At 75.2% G+C, this 22,249-nt stretch carries 19 protein-coding genes; 7 read left to right on the top strand and 12 right to left on the bottom strand.

Going from position 1 to position 22,249, the window contains the following annotated elements; all coding sequences use genetic code 11:
• Positions 1-18: 18 nt before the first annotated feature.
• Complete coding sequence (locus BMY04_RS07500; RefSeq protein WP_232506165.1) at positions 19-1,101, bottom strand: LacI family DNA-binding transcriptional regulator; 1,083 nt, start codon at positions 1,099-1,101, stop codon at positions 19-21.
• Between the two features lie 244 nt (positions 1,102-1,345).
• Between BMY04_RS07500 and BMY04_RS07495 the strand changes: the two genes are divergently transcribed.
• Complete coding sequence (locus tag BMY04_RS07495) at positions 1,346-2,641, top strand: MFS transporter (protein ID WP_232506164.1); 1,296 nt, start codon at positions 1,346-1,348, stop codon at positions 2,639-2,641.
• Positions 2,642-2,687: 46 nt separating this feature from the next.
• Here BMY04_RS07495 and BMY04_RS07490 read toward each other — a convergent pair whose 3' ends face one another.
• Positions 2,688-3,821 carry an endonuclease/exonuclease/phosphatase family protein gene (locus BMY04_RS07490; RefSeq protein ID WP_091178458.1) on the bottom strand — a complete coding sequence of 378 codons (1,134 nt, stop codon included), beginning with the start codon at positions 3,819-3,821 and terminating at the stop codon, positions 2,688-2,690.
• 261 nt (positions 3,822-4,082) lie between these two features.
• On the opposite strand from BMY04_RS07490, the gene BMY04_RS07485 reads away from it, so the two are divergent.
• Entirely contained in the window at positions 4,083-5,381 is a 1,299-nt protein-coding gene (locus BMY04_RS07485) for a CPBP family intramembrane glutamic endopeptidase (RefSeq protein WP_091178457.1), read from the top strand.
• 61 nt (positions 5,382-5,442) lie between these two features.
• On the opposite strand, the gene BMY04_RS07480 is transcribed toward BMY04_RS07485, so the two are convergent.
• The 3 genes from BMY04_RS07480 to BMY04_RS07470 are packed head-to-tail and all read right to left on the bottom strand — an operon-like array spanning position 5,443 to position 11,327.
• On the bottom strand, positions 5,443-8,973 hold the full coding sequence (locus BMY04_RS07480) for an error-prone DNA polymerase (protein ID WP_091178456.1): 3,531 nt from the start codon (positions 8,971-8,973) through the stop codon (positions 5,443-5,445).
• 30 nt (positions 8,974-9,003) lie between these two features.
• Positions 9,004-10,623, bottom strand: a complete 1,620-nt coding sequence (locus BMY04_RS07475) for a DNA polymerase Y family protein (protein ID WP_232506163.1) — start codon at positions 10,621-10,623, stop codon at positions 9,004-9,006.
• Positions 10,620-11,327, bottom strand: coding sequence for a hypothetical protein (locus BMY04_RS07470; RefSeq protein ID WP_091178455.1), 708 nt, complete (start codon positions 11,325-11,327; stop codon positions 10,620-10,622). The genes BMY04_RS07475 and BMY04_RS07470 overlap by 4 nt, the downstream gene beginning before the upstream one ends.
• 293 nt (positions 11,328-11,620) lie before the next feature.
• On the opposite strand from BMY04_RS07470, the gene BMY04_RS07465 reads away from it, so the two are divergent.
• A complete protein-coding gene (locus tag BMY04_RS07465; protein ID WP_091178454.1) occupies positions 11,621-12,070 on the top strand; it encodes an HNH endonuclease in 450 nt (149 codons plus the stop codon).
• A 78-nt stretch (positions 12,071-12,148) separates the two neighbouring features.
• Here the strand turns inward: BMY04_RS07465 and BMY04_RS07460 are convergent, their stop codons facing one another.
• A complete protein-coding gene (locus BMY04_RS07460; protein ID WP_269766206.1) occupies positions 12,149-13,021 on the bottom strand; it encodes a MurR/RpiR family transcriptional regulator in 873 nt (290 codons plus the stop codon).
• A 345-nt stretch (positions 13,022-13,366) separates the two neighbouring features.
• On the opposite strand from BMY04_RS07460, the gene BMY04_RS07455 reads away from it, so the two are divergent.
• The 3 genes from BMY04_RS07455 to BMY04_RS07445 are packed head-to-tail and all read left to right on the top strand — an operon-like array spanning position 13,367 to position 15,106.
• The gene (locus tag BMY04_RS07455) at positions 13,367-14,173 is read left to right on the top strand and encodes a methyltransferase domain-containing protein (RefSeq protein ID WP_091178452.1); all 807 of its coding nucleotides are present in this window, start codon (positions 13,367-13,369) and stop codon (positions 14,171-14,173) included.
• Complete coding sequence (locus BMY04_RS07450; RefSeq protein WP_198409979.1) at positions 14,170-14,778, top strand: GNAT family N-acetyltransferase; 609 nt, start codon at positions 14,170-14,172, stop codon at positions 14,776-14,778. Before BMY04_RS07455 ends, BMY04_RS07450 begins: the two co-directional genes overlap by 4 nt.
• Before the next feature lie 43 nt (positions 14,779-14,821).
• Positions 14,822-15,106 (top strand): GNAT family N-acetyltransferase, encoded by a 285-nt coding sequence (locus tag BMY04_RS07445; protein WP_091178451.1) that lies wholly within the window; start codon positions 14,822-14,824, stop codon positions 15,104-15,106.
• Positions 15,107-15,154: 48 nt separating this feature from the next.
• Here BMY04_RS07445 and BMY04_RS07440 read toward each other — a convergent pair whose 3' ends face one another.
• Positions 15,155-15,769, bottom strand: coding sequence for a hypothetical protein (locus BMY04_RS07440; RefSeq protein ID WP_091178450.1), 615 nt, complete (start codon positions 15,767-15,769; stop codon positions 15,155-15,157).
• A 31-nt stretch (positions 15,770-15,800) separates the two neighbouring features.
• On the opposite strand from BMY04_RS07440, the gene BMY04_RS07435 reads away from it, so the two are divergent.
• Positions 15,801-17,750 (top strand): penicillin-binding transpeptidase domain-containing protein, encoded by a 1,950-nt coding sequence (locus BMY04_RS07435; RefSeq protein ID WP_170854036.1) that lies wholly within the window; start codon positions 15,801-15,803, stop codon positions 17,748-17,750.
• A 38-nt stretch (positions 17,751-17,788) separates the two neighbouring features.
• On the opposite strand, the gene dprA is transcribed toward BMY04_RS07435, so the two are convergent.
• The 5 genes from dprA to BMY04_RS07410 all read right to left on the bottom strand — a co-directional run bounded on the left by dprA (position 17,789) and on the right by BMY04_RS07410 (position 22,247).
• Positions 17,789-18,928: a DNA-processing protein DprA gene (dprA, locus tag BMY04_RS07430; protein WP_091178448.1), complete on the bottom strand. Its 1,140-nt coding sequence runs from the start codon at positions 18,926-18,928 to the stop codon at positions 17,789-17,791.
• On the bottom strand, positions 18,925-20,472 hold the full coding sequence (locus BMY04_RS07425) for a YifB family Mg chelatase-like AAA ATPase (protein WP_170854035.1): 1,548 nt from the start codon (positions 20,470-20,472) through the stop codon (positions 18,925-18,927). Before BMY04_RS07425 ends, dprA begins: the two co-directional genes overlap by 4 nt.
• The gene (locus tag BMY04_RS07420; RefSeq protein ID WP_091178447.1) at positions 20,472-20,846 is read right to left on the bottom strand and encodes a YraN family protein; all 375 of its coding nucleotides are present in this window, start codon (positions 20,844-20,846) and stop codon (positions 20,472-20,474) included. The genes BMY04_RS07425 and BMY04_RS07420 overlap by 1 nt, the downstream gene beginning before the upstream one ends.
• Positions 20,847-21,204: 358 nt before the next feature.
• The gene (locus tag BMY04_RS07415) at positions 21,205-21,525 is read right to left on the bottom strand and encodes a DUF2469 domain-containing protein (protein ID WP_091178446.1); all 321 of its coding nucleotides are present in this window, start codon (positions 21,523-21,525) and stop codon (positions 21,205-21,207) included.
• Positions 21,522-22,247 (bottom strand): ribonuclease HII, encoded by a 726-nt coding sequence (locus BMY04_RS07410; protein WP_091178593.1) that lies wholly within the window; start codon positions 22,245-22,247, stop codon positions 21,522-21,524. Before BMY04_RS07410 ends, BMY04_RS07415 begins: the two co-directional genes overlap by 4 nt.
• Positions 22,248-22,249: the final 2 nt, after the last annotated feature.

The raw sequence follows: 22,249 nt of genomic DNA, 5'->3' as shown, positions 1-22,249 counted from the left end.
GGCGCTCGTTGTGCTGCGCTAGGAGGCCGGCACACCCGGGGGTCGCTCCGGCGGCGGCGCGGTGCTCGCCCGGACGACCAGGGTCGTCGGCAGCTCCACCCGGCCGCGCGCCGGCAGCCCGTCGCCCTCGCCGAGACCGAGCAGGGAGCGCGTGGCCAGGGCGGCCAGCTCGCGGATGGGCTGCTGGACGGTGGTCAGCGGGGGCAGGACCCACTGCGACATCGGGACGTCGTCGAAACCCACGACGCTGAGGTCCTCCGGCACCCGCAGCCCGTGGGCCTGCGCGGTGGCGTAGACGCCGAGCGCCTGCTCGTCGTTGGCGGCGAAGACCGCGGTCGGCGGGTCCGCGAGCCCGAGCAGCACCGCGGTCGCCTCGCGCGCCGAGCCGTGGTGGAAGTCGCCCTCGCGCACGAGCTCCGGCGCCACAGGCAGGCCGGCCCGTTCCAGCGCGGCGCGGTAGCCGGCCAGCCGGGCCTGGCTCGAGAGGTAGCGCTGCGGCCCGGTGATGGTGGCGACGCGACGGTGGCCGAGGTCGAGGAGGTGCTGCGTCGCCGCGACCCCGCCGCCGAAGTTCCCCGTGCCCAGCGCGGGCAGCGTCGACTCGAAGTCGCCCACCAGGTCCATGAGCACGACGGGCAGCCCGAGCTGGCGGACCGCCCCCTGCTCCTCGGCCGACATGCTCGACACGGCCAGCACCAGGCCGAGGGAGCCCCGGTCGGCCAGGTCGTCCAGCCAGCGCCGCCGCCCCCGCTGCTCGGGGTCGAGCGCGGTCACGACGATCGAGGCGCGGACCGTCCTCGCCGCCGCCGCGGCACCGCGGATCACCTCGGCGGCCCAGGGCGAGCCGGGGTCGTTGAAGACGAGGTCGACCAGACCACCGCGGGCAGGACGGCTCGCCCGGGTCTTGTTCCGCGTCCGGGCCGACAGGACGTAGCCGCGCTCGGCGAGGAGGCCGTTCACCCGGGCGCGCGTCTCCGGGGCGACGTCGGGGCGGCGGTTCAGCACCTTGGAGACGGTGGCGATGGAGACGCCGGCGTCGCGGGCGATGTCGGCGACCGTCACCCGGGCGTCGCCCGGGTCGTGGGGACCGGCAGCCGCCACGTGCACCTCCCTGACCGGCGTGACGACGTCATCCTGGCACGCCCGTCGACGACGACGAAAGTGGGCGAAACTCCGGCACGGAACGTTCGCCGGGGACGCCCGACGACGCGGCCGATAGGATGCCTTCCGACCCGGTCGGCGCCGAGCAGCCCCGGGTCGGCGGACGGCCCGGCCCGCGACGACGCGCCCCGGAGCCCGCCGGCCGGCAGCGCTCGCCCCCGTCGACGACCGCTCCTGGAGAACCGTGCGCACGCCCCTGGCCCCGCAGGCCACCGAAGCCCCTGAGGTCCAGCTCGGCACGGGCCTGCGGGCGTACGGGCGGCTGCTGCGCCACGGTCCGGCGGCCGGGCCCTTCCTGTTCGCGACGCTCGCCCGGCTGACGCTGTCGATGATCCCGCTCGGCATCCTCATCCTCGTCGAGGCCGAGCGGCACACGTACGCCGTCGCCGGCCTCGTCAGCGGCGCGTACGCCGTCGGCGCCGCGCTGGGCACCCCGCTGTGGGGGCGGCTGATGGACCGCTTCGGCCAGATGCGGGTGCTGCTGCCGACGACGCTCGCCAGCGCGGGCCTGCTGGTCGCCCTGACCCTGGCGACCACGAGCGACGCCCCGAACCACCTGCTCATGGCGCTGGCCGTCGGCGTGGGGCTGGGCTACCCCGCCATCGGCCCGGCCCTGCGCTCCAGCTTTCGCATCGCCCTGCCCGACCCGGCGTCGCGGCGGGTCGCGTTCGCGCTCGATGGCACGTCGGTCGAACTGACCTTCGTCATCGGGCCGGTGCTGCTGTCGGCGCTGCTGCTCCCCGGGATCGGTCCGCTGCCGCTGCTGTTCACCGCCGGGCTCCTCACCGCCGGCGGTGTCGGCTACTGCCTCACCCGGGTCGCGCGTCGCGCCGACGCCGCCACCCAGCGCGAGGCCGCGGGGCACGACCCGGCGTCCGCCGACCCGGGCCCTCGGACCGCGCTGACCGCCGTGGGCGTGCCCGCCGTCCTGCTCGTCATGCTGGTCCTCAGCATCGGCTTCGGCCAGCTCGACACCTCCATGGCGGCGACGGCCGACCTCGCGCTCGGCAGCACCGACCGCGTCGGGGTGCTGTTCGCCGCGATCGCGGGCGGCAGCACCATCGGGGGCCTGGCCTACGGGGCGCGGGCGTGGAAGGTCAGCGAGCGGCACGCCGTCCCGGCGCTGCTCGGGCTCTTCGCGCTGCTGCTGACGACCCTGGCCGTGCTGCTCGCGTCGGGCACCACCGCGCTGCCCGTGCTGCTGCCGGTGCTGTTCCTGACCGGTCTGACGATCGCGCCGACGCTGATCATGCAGCAGGCCCTGCTCGACCAGCTCGTGCCGCCCGGCCGGCTCAACGAGGCGCAGGCGTTCCTGTCGGCCTCCAACACGACCGGCGCCGCCCTGGGCACGGCGGTCGCCGGCGTCGTGATCGACGCCGGCGGGCCGGCCTGGTCCTACGCCGGCGCGGCGATGGGCATCGCCGCCGCGTCGGTGGTCGCGCTGCTCGGCCACCGCCGCCGGGGTCGCACGACTACCTGAGCCCGTCGGGGCTCCCGGCCGCCTGCGGAGGCCGGGGTGCCCGGCGTCAGGGCAGCCAGACGGTCGCCCGGACCATGTTGTGGTCCGACGGGATGACGCCCTTGTAGCGGCCCTTCTTGTCGAGCTTCGCGACCGTCTCCCACTCGCTGACGCGCATCGGCGTCGTCAGGATGTAGTCGATGTAGCTGCCGTTGCCCCACGCCTTGTGCCCGGGGGCCTTGCGCGACCACTTCGGGTTGGAGCTGTTGAGCCAGGTTCGGATCCGGTGCTCCACCGTGGCGCCCTTGGGCTTGTGCGTCTTGTACGCCCCGCCCAGCGGGTCGACGAAGCCGGCCTTGACGTAGGTGTCGTACGGGCCGTTGCTCGGCTTCTCGAAGCGGCTGGAGTTCCAGTCGCCGAGGGCGATCATCGGCAGGTCGTCGGAGTTGTTCTCCTTCAGCTCGGCCAGCGCGAGCCGGGCCTGCTTGTTCTTGGTCTTGTACTGCGCGTCGGTGCCGACCGTGTGCAGGTTGGAGACCATGAACCGCTTGCCGGTGCTGCGCTGGCGCAGCTCGGCCCAGGTCATGTAGTTGTCGCCCTTGCCCGCCGGCACGGGCAGCAGCCGCGAGCCCTGGTCCACGAGGTCGACCCGGTCGGCGTCGTACAGGATCCGGTTGCCCTCCGAGGCCCCCGTGTAGCGGTAGGCGCACCGGTTCGGGGAGCCGCTGTTCGCGCAGTTGTAGTGGGCCTCGTTGGTCACCTGCCAGGCGCCGCCGAGACGGTTCACGAGGTCCTCGTACTGGTTGACGCGGGCACGCTCGGACTCGGCGTCGTGGAGCATGCCCTGGGTCGCCTCCTGGACGGCGAGCACGTCGAGGTCCTGGCCCTTGATCGCCGCGACGACGGCTCCGCGCCGGTCCTCCCAGCGCTTCTCGTTCTTCTTGCCGTCGAACGAGTTCGCGTTGCGGATGTTGTAGGTCGCGACGCGCAGCGGAGCGGACGCGGGCTTCGCGCTCGCGACGACCGGGGCCGCGACGGCGTCGGCGGCCAGCAGCGAGGTCGTCGGTCCGGCGGGCACGGTCAGCGCGGCGAGGGCGACCGCCCCGGCGAGGGCGGCGACGGCCCGTCGGGCCCTGGAGGTCGCAGAGGTGGCAGCGCTGGCAGAGCTGGCAGAGCTGGCAGGGGTGGAAGCGGACGTCATCGGCGCTCCTGGGGGTGGCGCTGCGGGGGCAGCAGGAAGCGGTGCGGTCCCGGGGGGTGGACCTGTCGTGGTGTTCCTCGTCGTCCGCCGCCGGGCTGTTACTGAGAGATCGCAAAGAGCACCGGGGCCTGCGGAGGTTCGGCCGCCGGGAGAGCGCGCCGGCGTCCACAGGCCGGGCGTGCGTCAGGGCGGCGTGCCCCGGACGCCACGCACACTGGAGGTCCGGCCCGGTGATCCCGGGCGCGGTCCTCGAGGAGACCTGTGACCTACCCCGTGACGTACCCGCCGCCCGTGCGCGCGCTGCGCGACCCGATGCCGGTGGCCCCGGTGGCCTACCCGCAGATGCTGCGGACGCCCCGGTCGTCGTGGGTGCGTGGCCTGCTCATGATCGTGTCCTTCGTGGCGGCCTACCTGCTGGTCAGCACCGTGCTGCAGGGCGCGGCGATCGGCTGGGACGTCGCGCGGGGCAGCGTCTCGCTGAACGACGTGCTGGCCATGCGGCTCGACCTGACCCCCACGCTGCTGCTCGCGGTCAACCTCTCCAACGCCGCGGCGATCCCGCTCAGCATGCTGCTGCAGCGGGCGTTCTTCGGCCAGCGCGGACGCTGGCTGAGCTCGGTCACCGGACGGTTCCGCTGGCGGGTGCTCGGGCGGGCGTCCCTCGTCGCCCTGCCCTTCTGGCTGGCGTACCTCGCCATCACCCTCGTCGCCGCACCGGAGTCGGTGCGGGCGCCCAGCGGGACCTACCTCGCGCTGCTGGTCATCGTCGTGCTGACCACACCGCTGCAGGCCGCCGGCGAGGAGTTCGGCGCGCGCGGGCTGATCACACGCGGCGCGGGGTCGTGGTGCGCGTCACCGCGGCTGGCGCTGCTCGTCGGCACGCTGCTGTCGGGCGCGGTGTTCACCCTCGCCCACGGTGCCGGCGACCCGTGGCTGATCGCCTTCTACTTCGCCTTCGCCGTCGTGCTCTCGCTGCTCACCTGGCGCACCGGCGGCCTCGAGGTGGCGGTGCTGCTGCACACGTTCAACAACCTGGTGGCCTTCGGCAGCCTGGTGCTGATGCAGCAGGACACCTCGACCGTCTTCGACCGGGGCGCGGGCAGCGCGGGTCCGTCCGTCCTGCTGCCGGGCGTCATCCTGCTGCTCAGCGCCGGCGCCCTCTGGGCGTGGGCCTCCCGCACCGGGCTCCAGCGCACGTACGTTCCCGGACCCGCGAGCGCGGAGCCGGCCTGGCCCGGTTCCGGCCCGGGCGTGCCGCAGTCGTACCCACCGGACGGTCCTTGGGCACCCGGCGCCGGTGTTCCGCAGGCGTACCCGCCCCTGCAGGCCAACCCGCCGGGAGGGCCGTGGGGCCCGGCCGGTGCGCCGCAGGCCTACCCACCCGCAGCGCCGTGGGGCCCAGCCGGAGCGCCGCAGACTCCCCCGTCCGCCGCGCCGTGGGGCCCCGGAGCGCCGCAGTCCTACCTCCCGCACCCGCCGGGGGCCACGAACCCCGGCGCGCAGCAGGCCCCTGCGACGGACGGATCGCGGCCTTCCAGCCCGGGCGCCCCGCAGGCGTAGCCGCCGGGGCGGGTCGCCCCGTCCAGCAAGCCCCTCGGGCGCGGCCGCCCCACCAGGCTGGTCAGCGGAAGTCCCGGGAGCGGTAGCTCTGCGGGATCGCGGCGGTCACCTCCTTCGGGAAGAGGCTGCTGAGCGGCTCGAGGCGGTCGGCGACCAGGTTGGTCACACCGTCCGCGTGCTCGATGGTGCCGCGGACCAGCATCGCGTTGGTCCGCCGGCCCACCCGCACGAAGCGCTGCCACATCGGCCGCGAGCAGACGATGTTGAGCATCCCCGTCTCGTCCTCCAGGTTGAGGAACGTGACGCCCCCCGCCGTCGAGGGCCGCTGGCGGTGGGTGACCAGCCCGGCCACCCGCACCCGGGTGCGGTCGTGCTCGATGCCCAGGGCCGAGATCGGGACGACCTCATGGGTGTCCAGCACCGGGCGCAGGTGCCCCACCGGGTGGTCGTCCGGGCTGATCTGCGTCGCCCACAGGTCGGCCAGCGTCAGCTCGGCGGCGCTCATGCCGGGCAGCTCGGGCGGCGCGGCGTCGACGGCCGACCCGGGCAGGGTGTCGGCGCTGTCGGCGTACCCGGCGTTCCACAGCGCCTGGCGCCGGGAGAGCCCGAAGGAGTCGAACGCCCCCGCCGTGGCCAGCGCCTCGGTCTGCGCGACGGTCAGACCGGTGCGGCGGACGACGTCGTTGATGCTGGTGAACGGGCCGTCGGCGCGGGCGTCGACGACGCGCTGGGCCTGCGCACGCCCGATCCCCTGCACCTCGGTCAGGCCCAGCCGGACCGCGAACCGGCCGTCCCGGCGGTGCTCGTGGGTCTTGTCCGGGGTGCCGGGCACCCACGGGCCGACGGGAGGCTGGTCGCGCTCGGTGCACGCGTCGCGCCCGGTGGCGAGCACCTCCGCACCGGCGTCGCCCTCGTCGAGCAGCTCGAGGTCGGCGTCGACGTCGGAGCGCACGATGTCGGGGCGCAGGACCTTGACCCCGTGCCGGCGTCCGTCGGCGACCAGCGACTGGGAGGAGTAGAAGCCCATCGGCTGCGCGCGCAGCAGCCCGGCGAGGAACGCCCCCGGGTAGTGCAGCTTGAGCCAGGACGAGGCGTAGACCAGCAGCGCGAAGCTGATCGAGTGGCTCTCGGCGAAGCCGAAGTTCGCGAACGCCTGGATCCGCGCGTAGATGTCGTCGGCGAGCTCGCCGACGATGCCGTGCGAGGCCATCCCCTCGTACAGCGTGGCCCGCAGCCGCTCGATCTTCTCCACCCCGCGCTTGGACCCCATCGCCCGCCGCAGCAGGTCGGCGTCGTCGCCGGTGCAGCCGCCCACCGTCATCGCGATCTGCATCAGCTGCTCCTGGAAGAGCGGGATGCCCTTGGTGCGCTCGAGCACCGGCTTCAGCGCCGGGTGCAGGTAGGTGATCTCCTCCTTGCCGGTGGCCCGGCGGATGTACGGGTGCACCGCCCCACCCTGGATGGGTCCGGGCCGGATCAGGCCGATCTCGACCACGAGGTCGTAGAAGCGCCGCGGCTGCAGGCGCGGCAGGGTCCCGATCTGGGCGCGGCTCTCGACCTGGAACACCCCGATCGAGTCGGCCCGGCAGAGCATGTCGTAGACGCCCTGCTCCTCCTTGGGGATCGAGTCGAGGTCCCAGCGCTCGCCGACGCGGTCGGCGGCGAGGTCGAGGGTGTACTGGATCGCGGCGAGGATGCCGAGGCCGAGGAAGTCGAACTTGACCAGGCCCATCCAGGCGCACGAGTCCTTGTCCCACTGCAGCACGGTGCGCTCGTCCATCCGGCCGCGCTCGATCGGCACCACCTCCCCGACCGGCCGCTCGGTGAGCACCATGCCGCCGGAGTGGATGCCGAGGTGCCGCGGGGCGCGCAGCAGCTGCTCGGCGAGGTCGACCACCGCGGTCGGGATGTCGTGGTCGTGCTGCTCGTGGTGGCCGTTGATCGTCACCGAGCCCCAGGAGTCGATCTGCTTGGACCAGGCGTCCTGCTGCCCGGTGGAGTGGCCGAGGGCCTTGGCCATGTCGCGCACCGCCGACTTGGGCCGGTAGCTGATGACGTTGGCCACCTGCGCGGCGTTGAGCCGCCCGTAGCGCCGGTAGACCTCCTGGATGACCTCCTCGCGCCGGTCGGAGTCGAAGTCGACGTCGATGTCGGGCTCCTCGTCGCGGTTGACCGAGAGGAAGCGCTCGAAGGGCAGGTCGTACAGGATCGGGTCGACCGCGGTGATCATGAGGACGTAGCAGACGACCGAGTTGGCCGCCGAGCCGCGGCCCTGGCAGAGGATCCCCTGCTCGCGCGCGAAGGCGACCATGTCGCGGACGATGAGGAAGTAGCCGGGGAAGTCCTTGTCCTCGATGACCGCGAGCTCGCGGGCGAGCCGTTCGCGGGCGACCTCCCGCCGCTCGGGCGGGTAGCGCTCCTCCAGGCCGCGGCGGCACAGCTCGCGCAGCCACGACGCCGGGGTGTGGCCCGGCGGCACCTGCTGCTTGGGCAGGCGCGGCTTGGCCTGCTGGAGGTCGAAGGCGCACTCGGCCGCCAGCCGCACCGAGGTCGGCACCGCCTCGGGGTGGCGGGCGAACCGCTGCGCCATCTCGTGGCCCGAGCGCAGGTGTGCCCCCGGCGGCGGCAGCCAGCCGTCCATCTCGCTCAGGCTGCGGCGCGCCCGGACCGCGGCCATCGCGGCGGCCAGCCGGCGTTCGTCGGGGGTGGCGAAGTGCACGTTCTGCGTCGCCACCAGCGGCAGCCGCTGCTCCGCGGCGAGCCCGGCCAGCACGTCGTTGGTCACCGAGTCGGTGGGCAGACCGGCGTCGCTGATCTCCACGGCCACGTTGTCGCGGCCGAACATCCCGACCAGGTCGTCCAGCGCCCGCGCCGCCGCGGTCGTCCCGACCCGCGTGGGCCGGCCGGCCTCGGCGTGCCGGGTGAGCGCGGAGCGCAACGGCCCCTTGCGGCAGCCGGTGAGCACCAGCCAGTGCCCCTCCGCCCGCTGCGCCAGCTCGTCGAGGTCGTAGAGGGGGCGGCCCTTCTCGTCGCCGCGCAGCTGGGCGGCGGTGATGGCCGACGAGAGCCGGTGGTAGCCCTCCACCCCGCGCGCCAGCACCAGCAGGTGCTCCCCCTCCGGGTCGGCGACCCCGTTCTGCGGCACGGTCAGGCCCAGCGACAGCTCGGCGCCGTAGACCGTGGACAGGTCGTACGCCTTGGCCGCCTCGGCGAAGCGCGCCGCGGCGTAGAAGCCGTCGTGGTCGGTCAGCGCCAGCCCGGCCAGCCGCAGCCGGGCCGCCTCCTCGATGAGCGACTCCGGGTCGCTGGCCCCGTCGAGGAAGCTGAAGTCGCTGTGCACGTGCAGCTCGGCGTAGGGCACGTACGGCTCGTCCGGGGAGTCCGGCCGCGCCTCCGGCACGCGGTAGGCCGGGCGCTTGTGCGAGTAGCCGGGCGCGCTGTCGTCGCCGGGGTGGTCCAGGCTCGCCCGCCGCTCGGGCGGCGGCGGGGCCGGCTCGACGAGCGGCTCCTGCGCGGGCGGCCCCGACGGGCGTCGGCCCGACAGCGCCCGCTCGAGGTCGGACCAGCTCTGCGGCGGGTTGCTCCAGCCCACGGCTACTCCTGCCCCGCGCCGTGCGCCGGCTCACTCATAGCGGGCCTCCACCCACCACTGGCCGTCCTCGACGACGAGCAGCCAGGCCGAGCCGTCGACCGCGACGACCTGGAAGCGGGCGACCTGCCGCGCCGCCTGCGGGTCCCACCAGAGCTCGTCGATCGGCCAGGGACCGGCCCAGGCGTCGACCACCAGGTCGACCTCCAGGTCGCCGGAGCGCCGGTCGTCACGCCGCCCGACCCGGACCCGGACGGGCTCGCCGGAGACCGCGCCCCGGCCCGTGAGCCGGACGGGCATCCCCTCGGCCGACAGGACCACCGCGGGCAGCGGCTCGGCGAGGACGCGGGTAGGGGCGGGCGGAGGCAGGCTCCCCGGCCAGGGCAGGCCCGCCGGTCGGTGCTGGCCCGACCGCTCGCCCCACGGGGTGAGCGCCTGCCGGTCGCGCGGGCTGCGACCGCCCTGGATCGAGGGGACGAGCACCTGCTCGGGTCCGAGCATCCCCTGCAGCCGCGCGACCCCGCGCACGATCCGCTCGTCGGGGGCGCTGCCCCACAGCCCCTCGCCGTGGTCGGCCAGCGACTCCACCGACTCCGGGACGAGGCGCACCGTCTCCACCGGCTCGGGGGCCGGGTCGCCCTGCAGCTGCCAGTAGAGCCGGTCGACCAGGTCGGCCGCGCTGAACCAGCGCGGGTGCGCCCACACCCGCGAGCCGAGCCAGCCGCGCTCGCCGCTGACCTCGATGCGCACCTCGCTGCACACCAGCCCGTGCTCCGACAGCTGGGCGACGAACGTCTCCGCCGTGCGCCGCGTGCTGAAGGCGATCGGCTCGATGGTCTCCAGCCCGGGGGCGAAGTCCACGTGGGCGTCGAGCTCGCGGGGAGGCCGGCGGGGCACCGCGGGCCTCCCGTCCGCGCCGCGCGCCAGGCGGTGCAGCCAGGCGCCGGAGGTGCCGAAGCGGGTGGCGACGTCGCGCACCGGCAGCGCGGCCAGGTCGCCGAGGGTGCGCAGGCCGAGCCGGCGGAACAGGCTCACCTGCTCGAGGTCGTCGAGGACCGCGACCGGCAGCCGCGACAGGAAGCGCCGCGACCCGCCGGGCGGCACGACGACGCTCTCCTGCGGGGCGGCGTGCTTGGCCGCCTGCTCCGCGGTGAACATGCCGTCGGCGATCCCCGTGCGGCAGTCCCACACGCCGGCGGCGACGAGGTGCTCGGCCACCACCGCCGCCGCCTCCTCCTCACCGCCGTAGAAGCGCCGGTGGACGCTCAGCGCGCACAGACCCGGACGGATCGGGGTGACCGTGGCGCTGACCCGCTCCACCGCGGCCAGCACCGCCTCGAAGGCGCGCACGTCGCGCTCGGGGCTGTGGTCGACGCAGACGAGGTCGGGGCAGTGCGCGCTGGCGTCGCGCCGTCGCATCCCGCGCCGGACCCCGTCGCGGCGGGCCTCCTCCGAGCAGGCGTGGACCTCACCGGCCTCGATCACCGCGACGGGGTCGGTCACGGCGAGACCGAGCTCGGCGGCCGCCGCGACCACGGGCCAGTCGGGGCACCAGACCACCATCACCCGCGGCGCGCCCGCCCCGGCGCCGACGAGGGGGTCGGCCTCGCCTGGGTCCGCACCCGGCGTGTCCAGGGTCAGCACGGCGCTCACCACGCCGCCCCGGCGACCTGCGGGCGCTGCCGGGCCTCCGACGCCACCGCGACCGGCTCCACCCCTCCGCGTCCGGGCAGGTGCAGCCCGAACGACTGGCGCGGCGCGCCGGGGCGCCCCACCTCGACCACGAGCCGGCGTCCCGACAGGTGCCCGTGCCCCCGACCCAGCCCCGTCCAGGCCGACTCGCGCACGGCGAACCGGGCCGAGCAGCGCGGCCACTCGCCCCAGCAGACCAGCGCCGCGTCCTTGGTGCGCAGCCTGGCCCGCAGCCGCTCGGCCGGGTGCTCCGCGACCGGCCCGGCGGGGTGCACCAGGACCACCGAGGCGACGTCGACCAGCGCGGCGGTGACGCTCAGCCAGTGCTCCCCGGGGTGCGGCACGACGATCGTGCGCTCGAGGTCGACGCCCAGCCCGGCCGCCGCCTCGTAGCCGAGGTCGGGCGCCCCCACCACGCCGACCCACTCCCCCGCGGACGAGGGGCCGGCCAGCAGGGCGAGCGCCAGGCTGGCGCTGTCGGTGGCGTACGCGGCCCCGGTCGCCAGGTCCAGGTCGGGCGTCAGCCCGGGCAGCCGACGGCTCGTCGCGCCGCCCTGCATCCGGTGCACGCGCTGGCGCAGCTCGGCCAGGGTGCCGGCCGCCGAGCCGGTCGCGCCCAGCGTGCGAGGCTGGTCGGGAGCGGGGACGGCGACGGCGACGGACACCTGCCTATATTCGAACACGTGTTCGACATCGTCAAGCCCGTCTCGCCACCGGACGACACCGGTTCCCGTCCGGGAGACACCGGCCACCCGACCGGGCGGCGGCGGCTCGACGACGCCCAGGTGACAGCCCAGGTGACAGCTGCGTACCGGAGTGCCCGGCCTCCTTCGCCTGTGCGGCCGGTGGCCCCATAATCCTGCTGACAGCCAAGTCGTCCTTCGTGCACCCTGATCCGGGCTCGTGACCAGCCAGGCCTCGACCCCTCGAGGCGCACGGGGCGGAGGGAGGTGCGGCCATGTCTGCGGTCGTCGTGCTCAACACCGACAACACCGCGCTGCACACCGTCTCGGTCAAGCACGCGATCAAGATGCTGGTGCGCGAGGTCGCCGTGGTCGAGGAGTCCCGCGTGGGCGCCTCCATCGGGCCCTACCCCTGGCCGGTCGTGCTGCGGCTGATCCGCTACGTCAAGACGACCTTCCTCTACGCCGCGGCACCGGCGTGGTCGAAGCGGGGCGTCCTGCGCCGCGACCAGCACCGCTGCGCCTACTGCGGCCAGGTCGCTGACACCGTCGACCACCTGATGCCCCAGTCCCGGGGCGGCGCCAACACCTGGCAGAACACCGTGGCCGCCTGCACGCGCTGCAACAACGTCAAGGCCGACAAGACCCCGGCCGAGGCGAGGATGCCGCTGCGCCGGGTGCCGCACGTGCCCACCTGGCGCGAGGCCTACCACCGGCGCACGTGACCGGCAGCGGTCGTGACCGTGCTCCCGCTGCCGGGGGCACGGTCAGGACTGGACTGACCGAGCCTGGACGAGCCGGGCTCAGGCGCCGACGCCGACCCCACGGTCGTGGCGCTCGGTGTGCCGGCTGCGCAGCACCGACCGCGAGGCGTCCAGCGCGGTGGCCGAGCGGTCGTAGGACTGCATGGCCACCCCCGTGAAGAGGCAGTCGACGACGACCAGCTGCGCGACGCGGCTGGCCATGGCGCCGGTCCGGAAGGTCGTCTCCCGGGCCGCGGTGGTCAGCACGATGTCGCTGAGCCCCGCGATCGGGGCCCGGTCGAAGTTGGTGATGGCCACCGTGGTCGCGCCGCGCGTCCGCGCGAGCCGCAGCGCGTCGAGCACGTCCGTCGTGGTCCCGGTGTGGGAGACGCCGACGGCGACGTCGCCCGGACCCAGCAGGGCGGCCGACATCAGGGCCGCGTGCGGGTCGACCCAGGCGTAGCTCGCCACGCCGAGGGGCTGCAGCCGGCCGTGCAGCTCCTGCCCCACCAGCCCGCTCGCCCCCACGCCGTACACGTCGACGCGCCGCGCCTTCACCACCGCGTCGACGGCGGCCTGCAGCGCCTTGACGTCGATCGCGGCACCGGTGTCCGCGACCGCCCGCTGGTCGGCGTAGGTGATCTTCGAGACCACGTCCGCGAGCGAGTCCGAGGCCGCGATGACGCTGTCCGCGGTCGCGCTGCGGGCGCGGTCGTTCTCCTCGCCCTGCGCAGCCCGGGCCAGCGCGATCCGCAGCTCCGGGTAGCCCGCCAGGCCCACCGCGCGGCAAAAGCGCAGCACCGTGGTCTCCGAGGTGCGGCACAGCCTCGCCACCGAGGTGATCGAGCGTTCGCTGACCCCCGCCGGGTCGGCCAGCACGGCCTCCGCCACCCGCTGCTCCGCCGGGCGCAGGCTGGGCAGCGCGCTCCTGATGCGGATCAGGACGGACAGGCCGCGACCACCACCGGACGGTGGCGTCGGTGCCGATGATGCTGCCGGCGCCGTCGACGGAGCCGAGGCCGCGGGACCAGGCGCGGGCCGGGACGGCACGGTGCCGTCCGTCCGTGGGACACGGCCCACCCCCGACGCCGGCCGGACCGGTGTTCTGCGCATGCCGAGATCAGTTGTTGACACATCGCCCCCCTGACTGTGTGTCTTGGCGAGATCCTACGACGGGGGCGCCGGACGCGTTGGAGGTTTGCGCAGCCGGCGGGACGGCGCTCGCACGCAGCACCCGTTAGCGTGGCCCGCGGCCCGCCGCACGAGACAGGGGGACGCGTGCCCAGCTGGGACGCCGAGGTCTACTCGGCCTTCGCCGACGAACGCTCGCGGCCCTTCACCGACCTGCTCGCCCGGGTGCGCGCCGACGACGCGCGCCGCGTGGTCGACCTCGGCTGCGGCCCGGGCCCGCTGACCGCCGGCCTCGCCGTGCGCTGGCCCGGTGCCGAGGTGCTCGGCGTCGACTCCTCGACCGCCATGATCGACGCCGCCCGCCCGCACGCGGGTCCGCGGGTGTCCTTCGTGCTCGCCGACCTCGCCGACCTCGCGGCCTGGGCGCCGGCAGAACCGCTCGACGTCGTGCTCAGCAACGCGGCGCTGCAGTGGGTGCCGGACCACCGCGCCCTCCTGCCCGCCCTGGTCGACCTGCTGGCCGACGGCGGCTGGCTGGCGTTCCAGGTGCCCGGCAACCACGACGCGCCGAGCCACCGGGCGCTCCGGGCGGTCGCGGCCCAAGAACCCTTCGCCGAGCACACCGCCGGGGTGACCCGCACCGCCGTGGCGGAGCCGGCCGACTACCTCGGGGACCTGGCGGGCCTGGGCTGCGAGGTCGACGCGTGGGAGACGACCTACCTCCACGTGCTCGCCGGGCCCGACCCCGTCCTGCACTGGCTCGAGGGCACCGGCGCGCGCCCCTACGTCGACGCGCTGCCCGACCCGTTGCGACCCGCCTTCACCGCGGCGCTGCGCGACCGGCTGGCGGAGGCGTACCCGGCGCGGCCGTGGGGCACGGTGCTGCCCTTCCGGCGGCTGTTCGTCGTCGCGCGTCGCGGAGCGGGTACGCGTCCCCGCGGAGGCGGCCGGTGAGCGACGCCGAGTGGCACGCCGCGCCGCGGCTGCGCACCGCCCGGCTGAGCCTGGACGCCCTGCGCCTGGCCGACGCGCCGGACCTGCTCGCCGCCCTGGGGACCCCCGAGCAGCGCGCGGAGGTGACGGCGCACCTGCGCCTGCCGCCCCTGAACGACGTGGCGGCGGCTCGCGCCGTGGTGGCCGCGGCGCTCACCGACCCGGACCGGGTGGCGTACGCCCAGCGGCTGGTGGACGGGACGTTCGTGGGGACGACGTCGTTCTACGAGATCGCCCCGGCCGTCCGGGCGCTGGCGATCGGTCACACCTGGGTCGCCCGGCCCTGGTGGCGGACGTTCGTCAACACGGAGTCGAAGCTGGCGATGCTGACCCGCGCCTTCGAGGGTCTCGGGGCCGAACGGGTCGTGTGGCACACCGACATCCGCAACGTGCGCTCGCAGGAGGCCATCGCCCGGCTGGGCGCGCAGCGCGAGGGGGTGCTGCGCCACCACCGCATCCGCACCGACGGGAGCTGGCGCGACACCGTGCAGCTCGCGATGCTCGCCCACGAGTGGCCCGAGGCCCGCGACCGGCTGCTCGGACGCTTGGCCGCCCGGGGAGGATGACCGCCGTGACGACGCCGAGGACGACCGCCGTGGGAGGACACCGATGAGCGACGAGGTGGACGTCACGCGCGACGACGAGCGCTCGCGCTACGAGGGCCGGATCGACGGGCAGGTCGTCAGCGTCCTCGCGTTCGTGCGTCAGGGCGAGGTCCTGCTGCTCACGCACACCGGGACCGAGCCCGAGTTCCGCGGCCGGGGGCTGGCGAGCGTGGTGACCGCGGCCGCCCTGGACGACGCCCGCCGCCGCGGCGAGAAGGTGCGGCCCTCCTGCCCCTTCGCCGTGGACTTCCTCGAGGAGCACCCGGAGTACGCCGACCTGGTGGGCTGAGCCGGTCCGTCGCCCCGGCCCGCACGTGCTCCGGCGGGACCCGGCGGGTCAGGACGCCCGGGTGGGCAGCAGCAGTCCCGCGTCGCGGAGCTCGACCTCGGCGAGGGCGTCGATCACCCGCCGGTCCCCCGCGCGCCAGGCACCGACGGGATCGTCGCTGATGCCCGCGAGGACGTGCATCGGCTGGTTGGCCATGGCCCGCAGGGCGAACAGGTCGAGATCGGCCTGCGCGTCGATGAAGCGCTGGGCCGCGTGGGCCCGGCGCACGAAGCGGACCCGTCGGGGCAGCCACACCAGCAGGACCGTGGTCACCGGGATCAGGAACACCAGCCAGCCCAGCACCGCGGCGAGCCGCTCGATGCTCGCCGCCTGGGCGTCGGCCGTCGCCACCAGGTCGCCGAGGCTCCCGGACGCGGCGTCGAACGGACGACGGAGCTGGTCGCCCAGGCCCGGCACCTGCCCGGCCGAGGTCGCGGCCTCGCCCAGCTGGCCGGAGAGCGTCCGGGCCGTGCGGGCCGTGTCGCGGGCCGGACCGGCCAGCGCGGAGACGCTGGCGTCCACCAGCACGCCCGCCACCGCCCAGACCACCGCCCACGCCGCCACCGCGACGTCGCTCGCGACCTGCGTCGCGAGCCGGCCACGCCGCTGCGCGTAGATCCTCATGCCACCTCCTACGGGTGGCAGGATAAGGGCGGTGCGAAGAGGCGTCGGGCTGGTCGTGCTCGCCCTGCTGGTGTCCGGCTGCACCAGCGGACCCTCGCCCTCGCCGTCGCCCCCTCCGGACGCGGCCGCCGCCCGCGCGGCGGCCGACCAGCTGGCGACCGCGCTGGAGAAGAAGGACCTGACGCCCGTCACGTTCGCCGACGCCGGCGGCCCTCAGACCGACGCGCTGTTCCAGCCCCTCGTGCGCGGCATGGGTCCTCTCAGGCCCCAGGTCGACGTGTCCGACGTGACGACGGACGGCGACCAGGCACGGGCGACGCTCGCGTGGAGGTGGACCTTCCCCGGGGTGCCCGCACCGTGGACGTACGCGAGCACCGTGACTCTGCGCCGCGCCGACGGCGCCTGGCGCCCGACCTGGTCGCCCTCCCTGCTCGAGCCCGACCTGGACGGGTCCCACCGGCTCTCCCAGCGACGGCTCCAGCCCGCGCGCGGCGAGCTCCTCGGCGAGGACGGCGACCCGATCGTCGAGAAGCGCCCCGTGGTGCGGATCGGGCTGGACAAGGCCAACCTCCCCGACGCGCAGGAGGAGAGGTCGGCGCGACGTCTCGCCCGTCTCGTCGACATCGACGAGGGCAGCTACGTCAAGCTCGTCGCCGAGGCGGGTCCGCAGGCCTTCGTCCCGGCGATCACCTTCCGCGCCCAGGACCCGAGGCGTCCCGACAACGACAAGGTCTTCGCGATCCGCGGCGCGCTGCCCGTCAACGACGACACGATGCTGCCGCCCACCCGCGACTTCGCGGCAGCGCTCGTCGGGCAGGTCGGTCCCGCCACGGCCGAGGTGGTGGACGCCTCCGGCGGCGCCGTCGTCGACGGCGACCAGGTGGGCCTGAGCGGGTTGCAGAAGCGCTACGACCAGCAGATGCGGGGCACGCCGGGCGTCCGGGTCGACCTCGTGCCCACCGGCAGCGGCGGTTCCAGCCCGTCGCCCTCGCCGAGCGGCTCGCCGACGCCCACCTCCTCCCCGACCGCCTCGGCCCCCGTCTTCGAGGCCAAGCCGGTCGGGGGCAAGCCCCTCGAGACGACGCTCGTCGTGGGGCTCCAGAAGCTCGCCGAGCGGTCCCTGGCCAAGAGCCGGGGACCGGCCTCGCTGGTCGCCGTCCGGCCCTCCACGGGTGCCGTCCTCGCGCTCGCCAGCAACACCGCCACCGACCGCCAGCCCGTGGCGAACGCCGGCCGGGTCCAGCCCGGCTCCACCTTCAAGGTCGTGTCGGCGCTCGCCCTGCTCCGGGCGGGGCTGAAGCCGTCCTCCCCCGTCGACTGCCCGCGCACCATCACCGTGGACGGGAGGACGTACGAGAACTACGACGACTACCCGGCGTCCGAGCTCGGCCGCATCGACCTGCGCACGGCCTTCGCCCAGTCCTGCAACACCGCCTTCATCGGTCAGTACGACGAGCTCGGCGAGGACGACCTGCGGGAGGCCGCCGCCTCGCTGGGCGTCGGCACCGACTACGACGTCGGGTTCCCGGCCTACTTCGGCTCCGTCCCGGTCGGCAAGGACCCCAACGTGCGGGCGGAGGCCATCTTCGGGCAGGGCAAGGACCAGGTCTCGCCGCTCGCCATGGCGCTCGTCACCGCGAGCGTCGAGGCCGGTCGCACGGTCCTCCCGACGCTGCTGGACGGCCGCACGGCCCGCTCGACGGCCAAGCCCCTCACGCAGGACGAGGCGGCCGCGCTCAAGCAGCTCATGCGCGGCGTCGTCACCACCGGCAGCGGGGCCCGGCTCGCCGGGCTCGAGGGCCCGCCGGTCATCGCCAAGACCGGGACGGCCGAGTACGGCAGCCGAAAGCCGCCCAAGACCCACGCCTGGATGATCGCGGGGCAGGGCGACCTCGCGGTGGCTGTCTTCGTCCAGGACGGCGCCTCCGGCTCCGGCAGCGCCGGACCGCTGCTCGAGTCGTTCCTGCGCGGCGCCCGCTGAGCCGGACCCGCCCAGGACCCCGACCGGCGCCCGGCTGGTCACCGCCGCACTCCGCTCGGCGTCGCGCGCCAGCCCCGGGCGTCCCCGGTCGCCAGGCCGAGCGCCTCGAGCTCGCTCAAGGCGGCCAGGCAGACCGGTACCCGAACCCCGGCGAGGCCGGCGACCTCCCCTGGCGTGCGCCAGCGGTGGGCGGACAGGGCCTCGAACACCGCCAGCGCCGTCGGCTCCAGCGCGTCGGTCCGGCGGGTCGGGCCGTGCTCGGCGGGCAGCAGGTGCTCACCCGAGGACGCCACCAGCTCCAGCACCTCGGCGGCGCGGGTGACGAGCACCGCCTGCCCCTGCCGGACCATCAGGTGGGGTCCGACGGAGGCCGCGGAGTGCACCGGGCCCGGAACGGCCATCAGCGGACGGCCGAGCGCGCTGGCCCAGCCGGCCGTGTTCCGTGCGCCGGAGCGCAGCGCGGCCTCGACGACGACGGTTCCGCACGTCAGCGCGGCGATCAGCCGGTTGCGCGCGAGGAAGCGCACCCGGGTGGGGTGCGACCCGGGCGGCAGCTCCGAGACGACGAGGTGCTGCGCCGCCAGTCCGTCGAAGATCCGCGCGTTGCCCGGCGGATACGCCACGTCGACCCCGTTCGCCACCACCCCCACGCTCGGTCCGCCCACCGCGAGGGCGCCCCGGTGGGCGGCCGCGTCGATGCCGAACGCGCCCCCCGAGACCACGGTGAACCCCGCGTCGGCGAGGTCGGCCGCGAGGTCCGCGGCCACGCCGTTCCCGTACGCGGTCGCGGCGCGCGATCCGACCACGGCCACCGAGCGCTCGACGAGCGTGCGCAGGTGCCCGGGGCCGCGCAGCCAGAGGCCGAGCGGCGCGCCCCCTCGGCGCTGCACCGCCTCGAGCCCGGTCAGGTCGTCCAGCCGGGCGGACCACTCCTCGTCGCCGGGGACCACGAAGCGTGCACCGGAACGCTGCCAGTCCGCCTGCCGCTCGTCGAGGTCCAACGTGCGGGCTCGGCCGCCGACCAGGTCTCCGAGGGCGTCCTCGAGCACCGCGGCCCACGCGTCCGGCGCTCCGAGCCGTTCCACCAGCTCGCCGACCGCCGGCTCGCCCGCGTCGGCCACGCAACCGAGGGCGAGACGGGCCTCGCGGTCCTCCAGCGCGGCGTCCCCGGTGGTCACCCGACCTCCCGGACGAGCGTGCCGGGCTGCTCGCCGCGACGCATGGCCAGGGCGAGCGCGGTGTCGTCGCGGCTCGGCCGGTCGCGGCCCGCGAGGTCGGCGACCGTCCAGGCGAGCCGGAACACCTTGTCCACGCCGCGCGCGCTGAGCCGGCCCCGGTCGAGGGCGTCCCAGGCCAGCTGCGCGCCGTGCGGCGGCGGCAGGTGGCGGCGCAGGTGGGGTCCCGGGACCTCGCCGTTCGTCCGCCACGGCGTCTGCCGCAGCCGTTCCCGCTGCCGCGCGCGGGCCTCGACGACACGCTCGGCGACCCGCGCGGAGGACTCGCCCTCGGCGGCCGCCTTGAGCTGCGAGCGTCGCAGCGGCAGGAAGGTCTGCACGATGTCGACGCGGTCGCGCACCGGGCCCGAGATCTTCTCCGCGTAGCGACGGACCGCGGCCGGCGCGCACCGGCACTCGGCGCCGGGGGTGGCGGCCATGCCGCAGGGGCACGGGTTGGCCGCCAGCACCAGCTGGAAGGCCGCCGGGAAGCGTGCGTTCAGCTCGCTGCGCGCGATGCTCACCGTGCCCGACTCGAGCGGGGTCCGGAGCGCGTCGAGCACCTGGGGGGCGAACTCGGGCGCCTCGTCGAGGAACAGCACCCCGCGATGGGCGCAGGAGATGGCCCCTGGTCGGGCGATGCGCGGGCCGCCGCCGACGATGCTGGCGACGCTCGCCGAGTGGTGCGGGTCGACGTACGGGGGCCGGGTGACCAGCCCGCCGGTCAGGTCGAAGCCGGCGAGCGAGTGCACGGCCGACACCTCGAGGGCGTCCACCGCGTCGAGGTCGGGCAGCAGCCCCGGCAGGCGCGAGGCCAGCATCGTCTTGCCCGCGCCCGGAGGCCCGTGCAGGAACATGTGGTGCCGGCCCGCGGCGGCGACCTCCAGGGCCCACTTCGCCTCCTCCTGGCCGACCACGTCGGCGAGGTCGAGGACGCCGGTCCGCACGCCCGGTGCCGTCGTCACGCTCAGCTCGACCGGGTCGACGAGCGGCACGGGGTCGCCGCGCAGCTCGGCCACGAGCTGGCTCAGCGACGCCAGGCCGAGCACGTCGACGCCGTCGACGAGGCCGGCCTCCGGCGCCTGCCGGAGCGGCACCACGACGCGCGTGAAGCCGGCCCGGGCGGCAGCCAGCGTGGCCGGGAGGACGCCGGGCACCGGTCGCAGCCGGCCGTCCAGCCCCAGCTCGCCGAGCAGGGCGGTCCGCCGCAGCGCGTCGAGCGGCACGACGCCCGACGCGGCGAGGACGGCGGCCGCGATCGCGAGGTCGTAGTGGCTGCCGGCCTTCGGCAGCGTGGCCGGGCTCAGGTTGATCGTCAGCAGGGTGGCGGGCCAGGGGTGGCCGGAGTTGGTCACGGCCGCCTTGCACCGGTCGCGCGACTGGTAGAGCGCCGTGTCCGGCAGGCCGACGAGCACGGTGCGGGGCAGACCGCCGCCGATGTCGGCCTCGACCTGCACCATCCGCCCCTCGACGCCGACGAGGGCGACCGACCAGGTGCTCGCGAGCATCAGCCCACCCCTCGGGCGTGCGTCAGCTGCGGGTCCCGGCCCGGCAGCAGGACGACGCCGATGGCGTCGATCCGCACCCGTCCGGGGCCCGTCGGGTGGTCTCGCACCCACTCCGCGGCCAGCTGGCGCAGCGTGCGCAGCTTGGCCCACGTGATCGCCTCCAGCGGGTGGCCGAACCCCAGACCCGTCCGGCACTTGACCTCGCACACCACGACCTCGGGCACGGCGCCCGTCCGGTCGACGGCGACCACGTCCACCTCGCCGAGGCGTCCGCAGCGCCAGTTGCGGGCGACCACCTCCAGCCCCTGGCGCTCCAGCTCCGCGACCGCGAGGTCCTCCCCGTGCCGCCCGACCGACTGCCGCTGCGTCCCCATCGCTCACCTCCACCGGGAGCATGCTGAGGAACGCCGGAACGTGCCGGTCGTGCTGCGGCCTGTGGACGACGACGCCCACCTGGAGCTCGTCCTGTGGACGAACGGCACCTCCGCCGCAGGGCTCCAGGTCTCAGGACCTCGGGGGCGACGACGGCGAGGGCCGCACCGAAGCCCGGTGCACGCAGAGAACCCGTGGTTCCCGCACCAGATCTGCTGCGGTCGGTACCGGGGTTTCACGTGAACGTGAAAACTGAGGCTCAGGAGGCGGCCAGGCAGCGGGTCGGCGCGAGACGCGGGAGGCCGCGGAACGGCGGCGGCGGGTCGGGCCAGGCGGCGGGCACCCAGGGGCGCCGAGGGCCTACTCCCCGGTGACGCTCTTGGGAACCTGCAGGTCGGAGTGGGCGATCTCCTCGATGGAGACGTCGCGGAACGTCAGGACCTTGGCGCTCTTGACGAAGCGGGCCGGGCGGTACATGTCCCACACCCAGGCGTCACCCATCGACACCTCGTAGTAGACGTCGCCGCCCTCGGTGCGGACCTTGAGGTCGACGGCGTTGCAGAGGTAGAAGCGCCGTTCGGTCTCGACGGCGTAGGTGAAGATCCCGACGACGTCCTTGTACTCGCGGTAGAGCTGGAGCTCCAGGTCGCTCTCGTACTGCTCGAGGTCTTCCGCGCTCATGAGGCTCGTGCTTCTCCCTGCTCGCCCTGCTCGTCGTCCACCCCGTCGTGGGAGGAGACGCCGTCGACCCTAGCCGCCCGCCGCACGTTGACGAAGCGCCGCCGGTGCGTGGGCGAGGGGCCGTACGCGTCGAGACGTTCCTGGTGCAGCGGCGTGCAGTAGCCCTTGTGGACGTCGAACGCGTACTCGGGGTAAGTCTCGTGCAGCCCGGTCATGATCCGGTCCCGGGTGACCTTGGCGAGGATCGAGGCGGCCGCGACGCACGCGGCGACCCGGTCGCCCTTCCACACGGCGAGGCCGGGGACGCCGAGCCCGTCCACGCTGAAGCCGTCGGTCAGCGCGTACGTCGGCGCGACGTCGAGGCGCAGCAGCGCGCGGCGCAGGGCGGCCAGGTTGGCGACGTGCATGCCGAGGCGGTCGCACTCCTCCGGCTCGACGGCGACGACGGACCAGGCCACGGCCTTGCGGGTGATCTCGTCGTAGAGCCGCTCACGGGCCAGCGGGGTGAGGAGCTTGGAGTCGCGCAGCCCCTCGATGCGGCGTGCCTTGGACTCGCCGAGGATCACGGCGCCGGCGACCAGGGGTCCTGCGCACGCTCCGCGGCCGGCCTCGTCGGCTCCTGCCACGGGGTCGAGGCCCGCGCGGTGCAGGGCCCGCTCGTAGCCGTACAGGCCGCTGTCGCGCCGCAGCCGGATGCTGCCGGGCGCCGGAACAGCCCCCAGGT

The organism is Microlunatus flavus, assembly GCF_900110855.1.
Classification (GTDB): domain Bacteria; phylum Actinomycetota; class Actinomycetes; order Propionibacteriales; family Propionibacteriaceae; genus Microlunatus; species Microlunatus flavus.
Note: the sequence above shows the minus strand (reverse complement) of the source record. Positions and strands in the feature narration are given on the sequence as shown.

Bases quoted from the DNA above. Each gene is read 5' to 3' on its own strand.
- BMY04_RS07420 (WP_091178447.1), bottom strand. From the start codon at position 20,846: ATGGGGACGCAGCGGCAGTCGGTCGGGCGGCACGGGGAGGACCTCGCG.
- BMY04_RS07445 (WP_091178451.1), top strand. From the start codon at position 14,822: ATGAGCGACGAGGTGGACGTCACGCGCGACGACGAGCGCTCGCGCTAC.
- BMY04_RS07490 (WP_091178458.1), bottom strand. From the start codon at position 3,821: ATGACGTCCGCTTCCACCCCTGCCAGCTCTGCCAGCTCTGCCAGCGCT.
- BMY04_RS07425 (WP_170854035.1), bottom strand. From the start codon at position 20,472: ATGCTCGCGAGCACCTGGTCGGTCGCCCTCGTCGGCGTCGAGGGGCGG.
- BMY04_RS07415 (WP_091178446.1), bottom strand. From the start codon at position 21,525: ATGAGCGCGGAAGACCTCGAGCAGTACGAGAGCGACCTGGAGCTCCAG.
- BMY04_RS07440 (WP_091178450.1), bottom strand. From the start codon at position 15,769: ATGAGGATCTACGCGCAGCGGCGTGGCCGGCTCGCGACGCAGGTCGCG.
- BMY04_RS07465 (WP_091178454.1), top strand. From the start codon at position 11,621: ATGTCTGCGGTCGTCGTGCTCAACACCGACAACACCGCGCTGCACACC.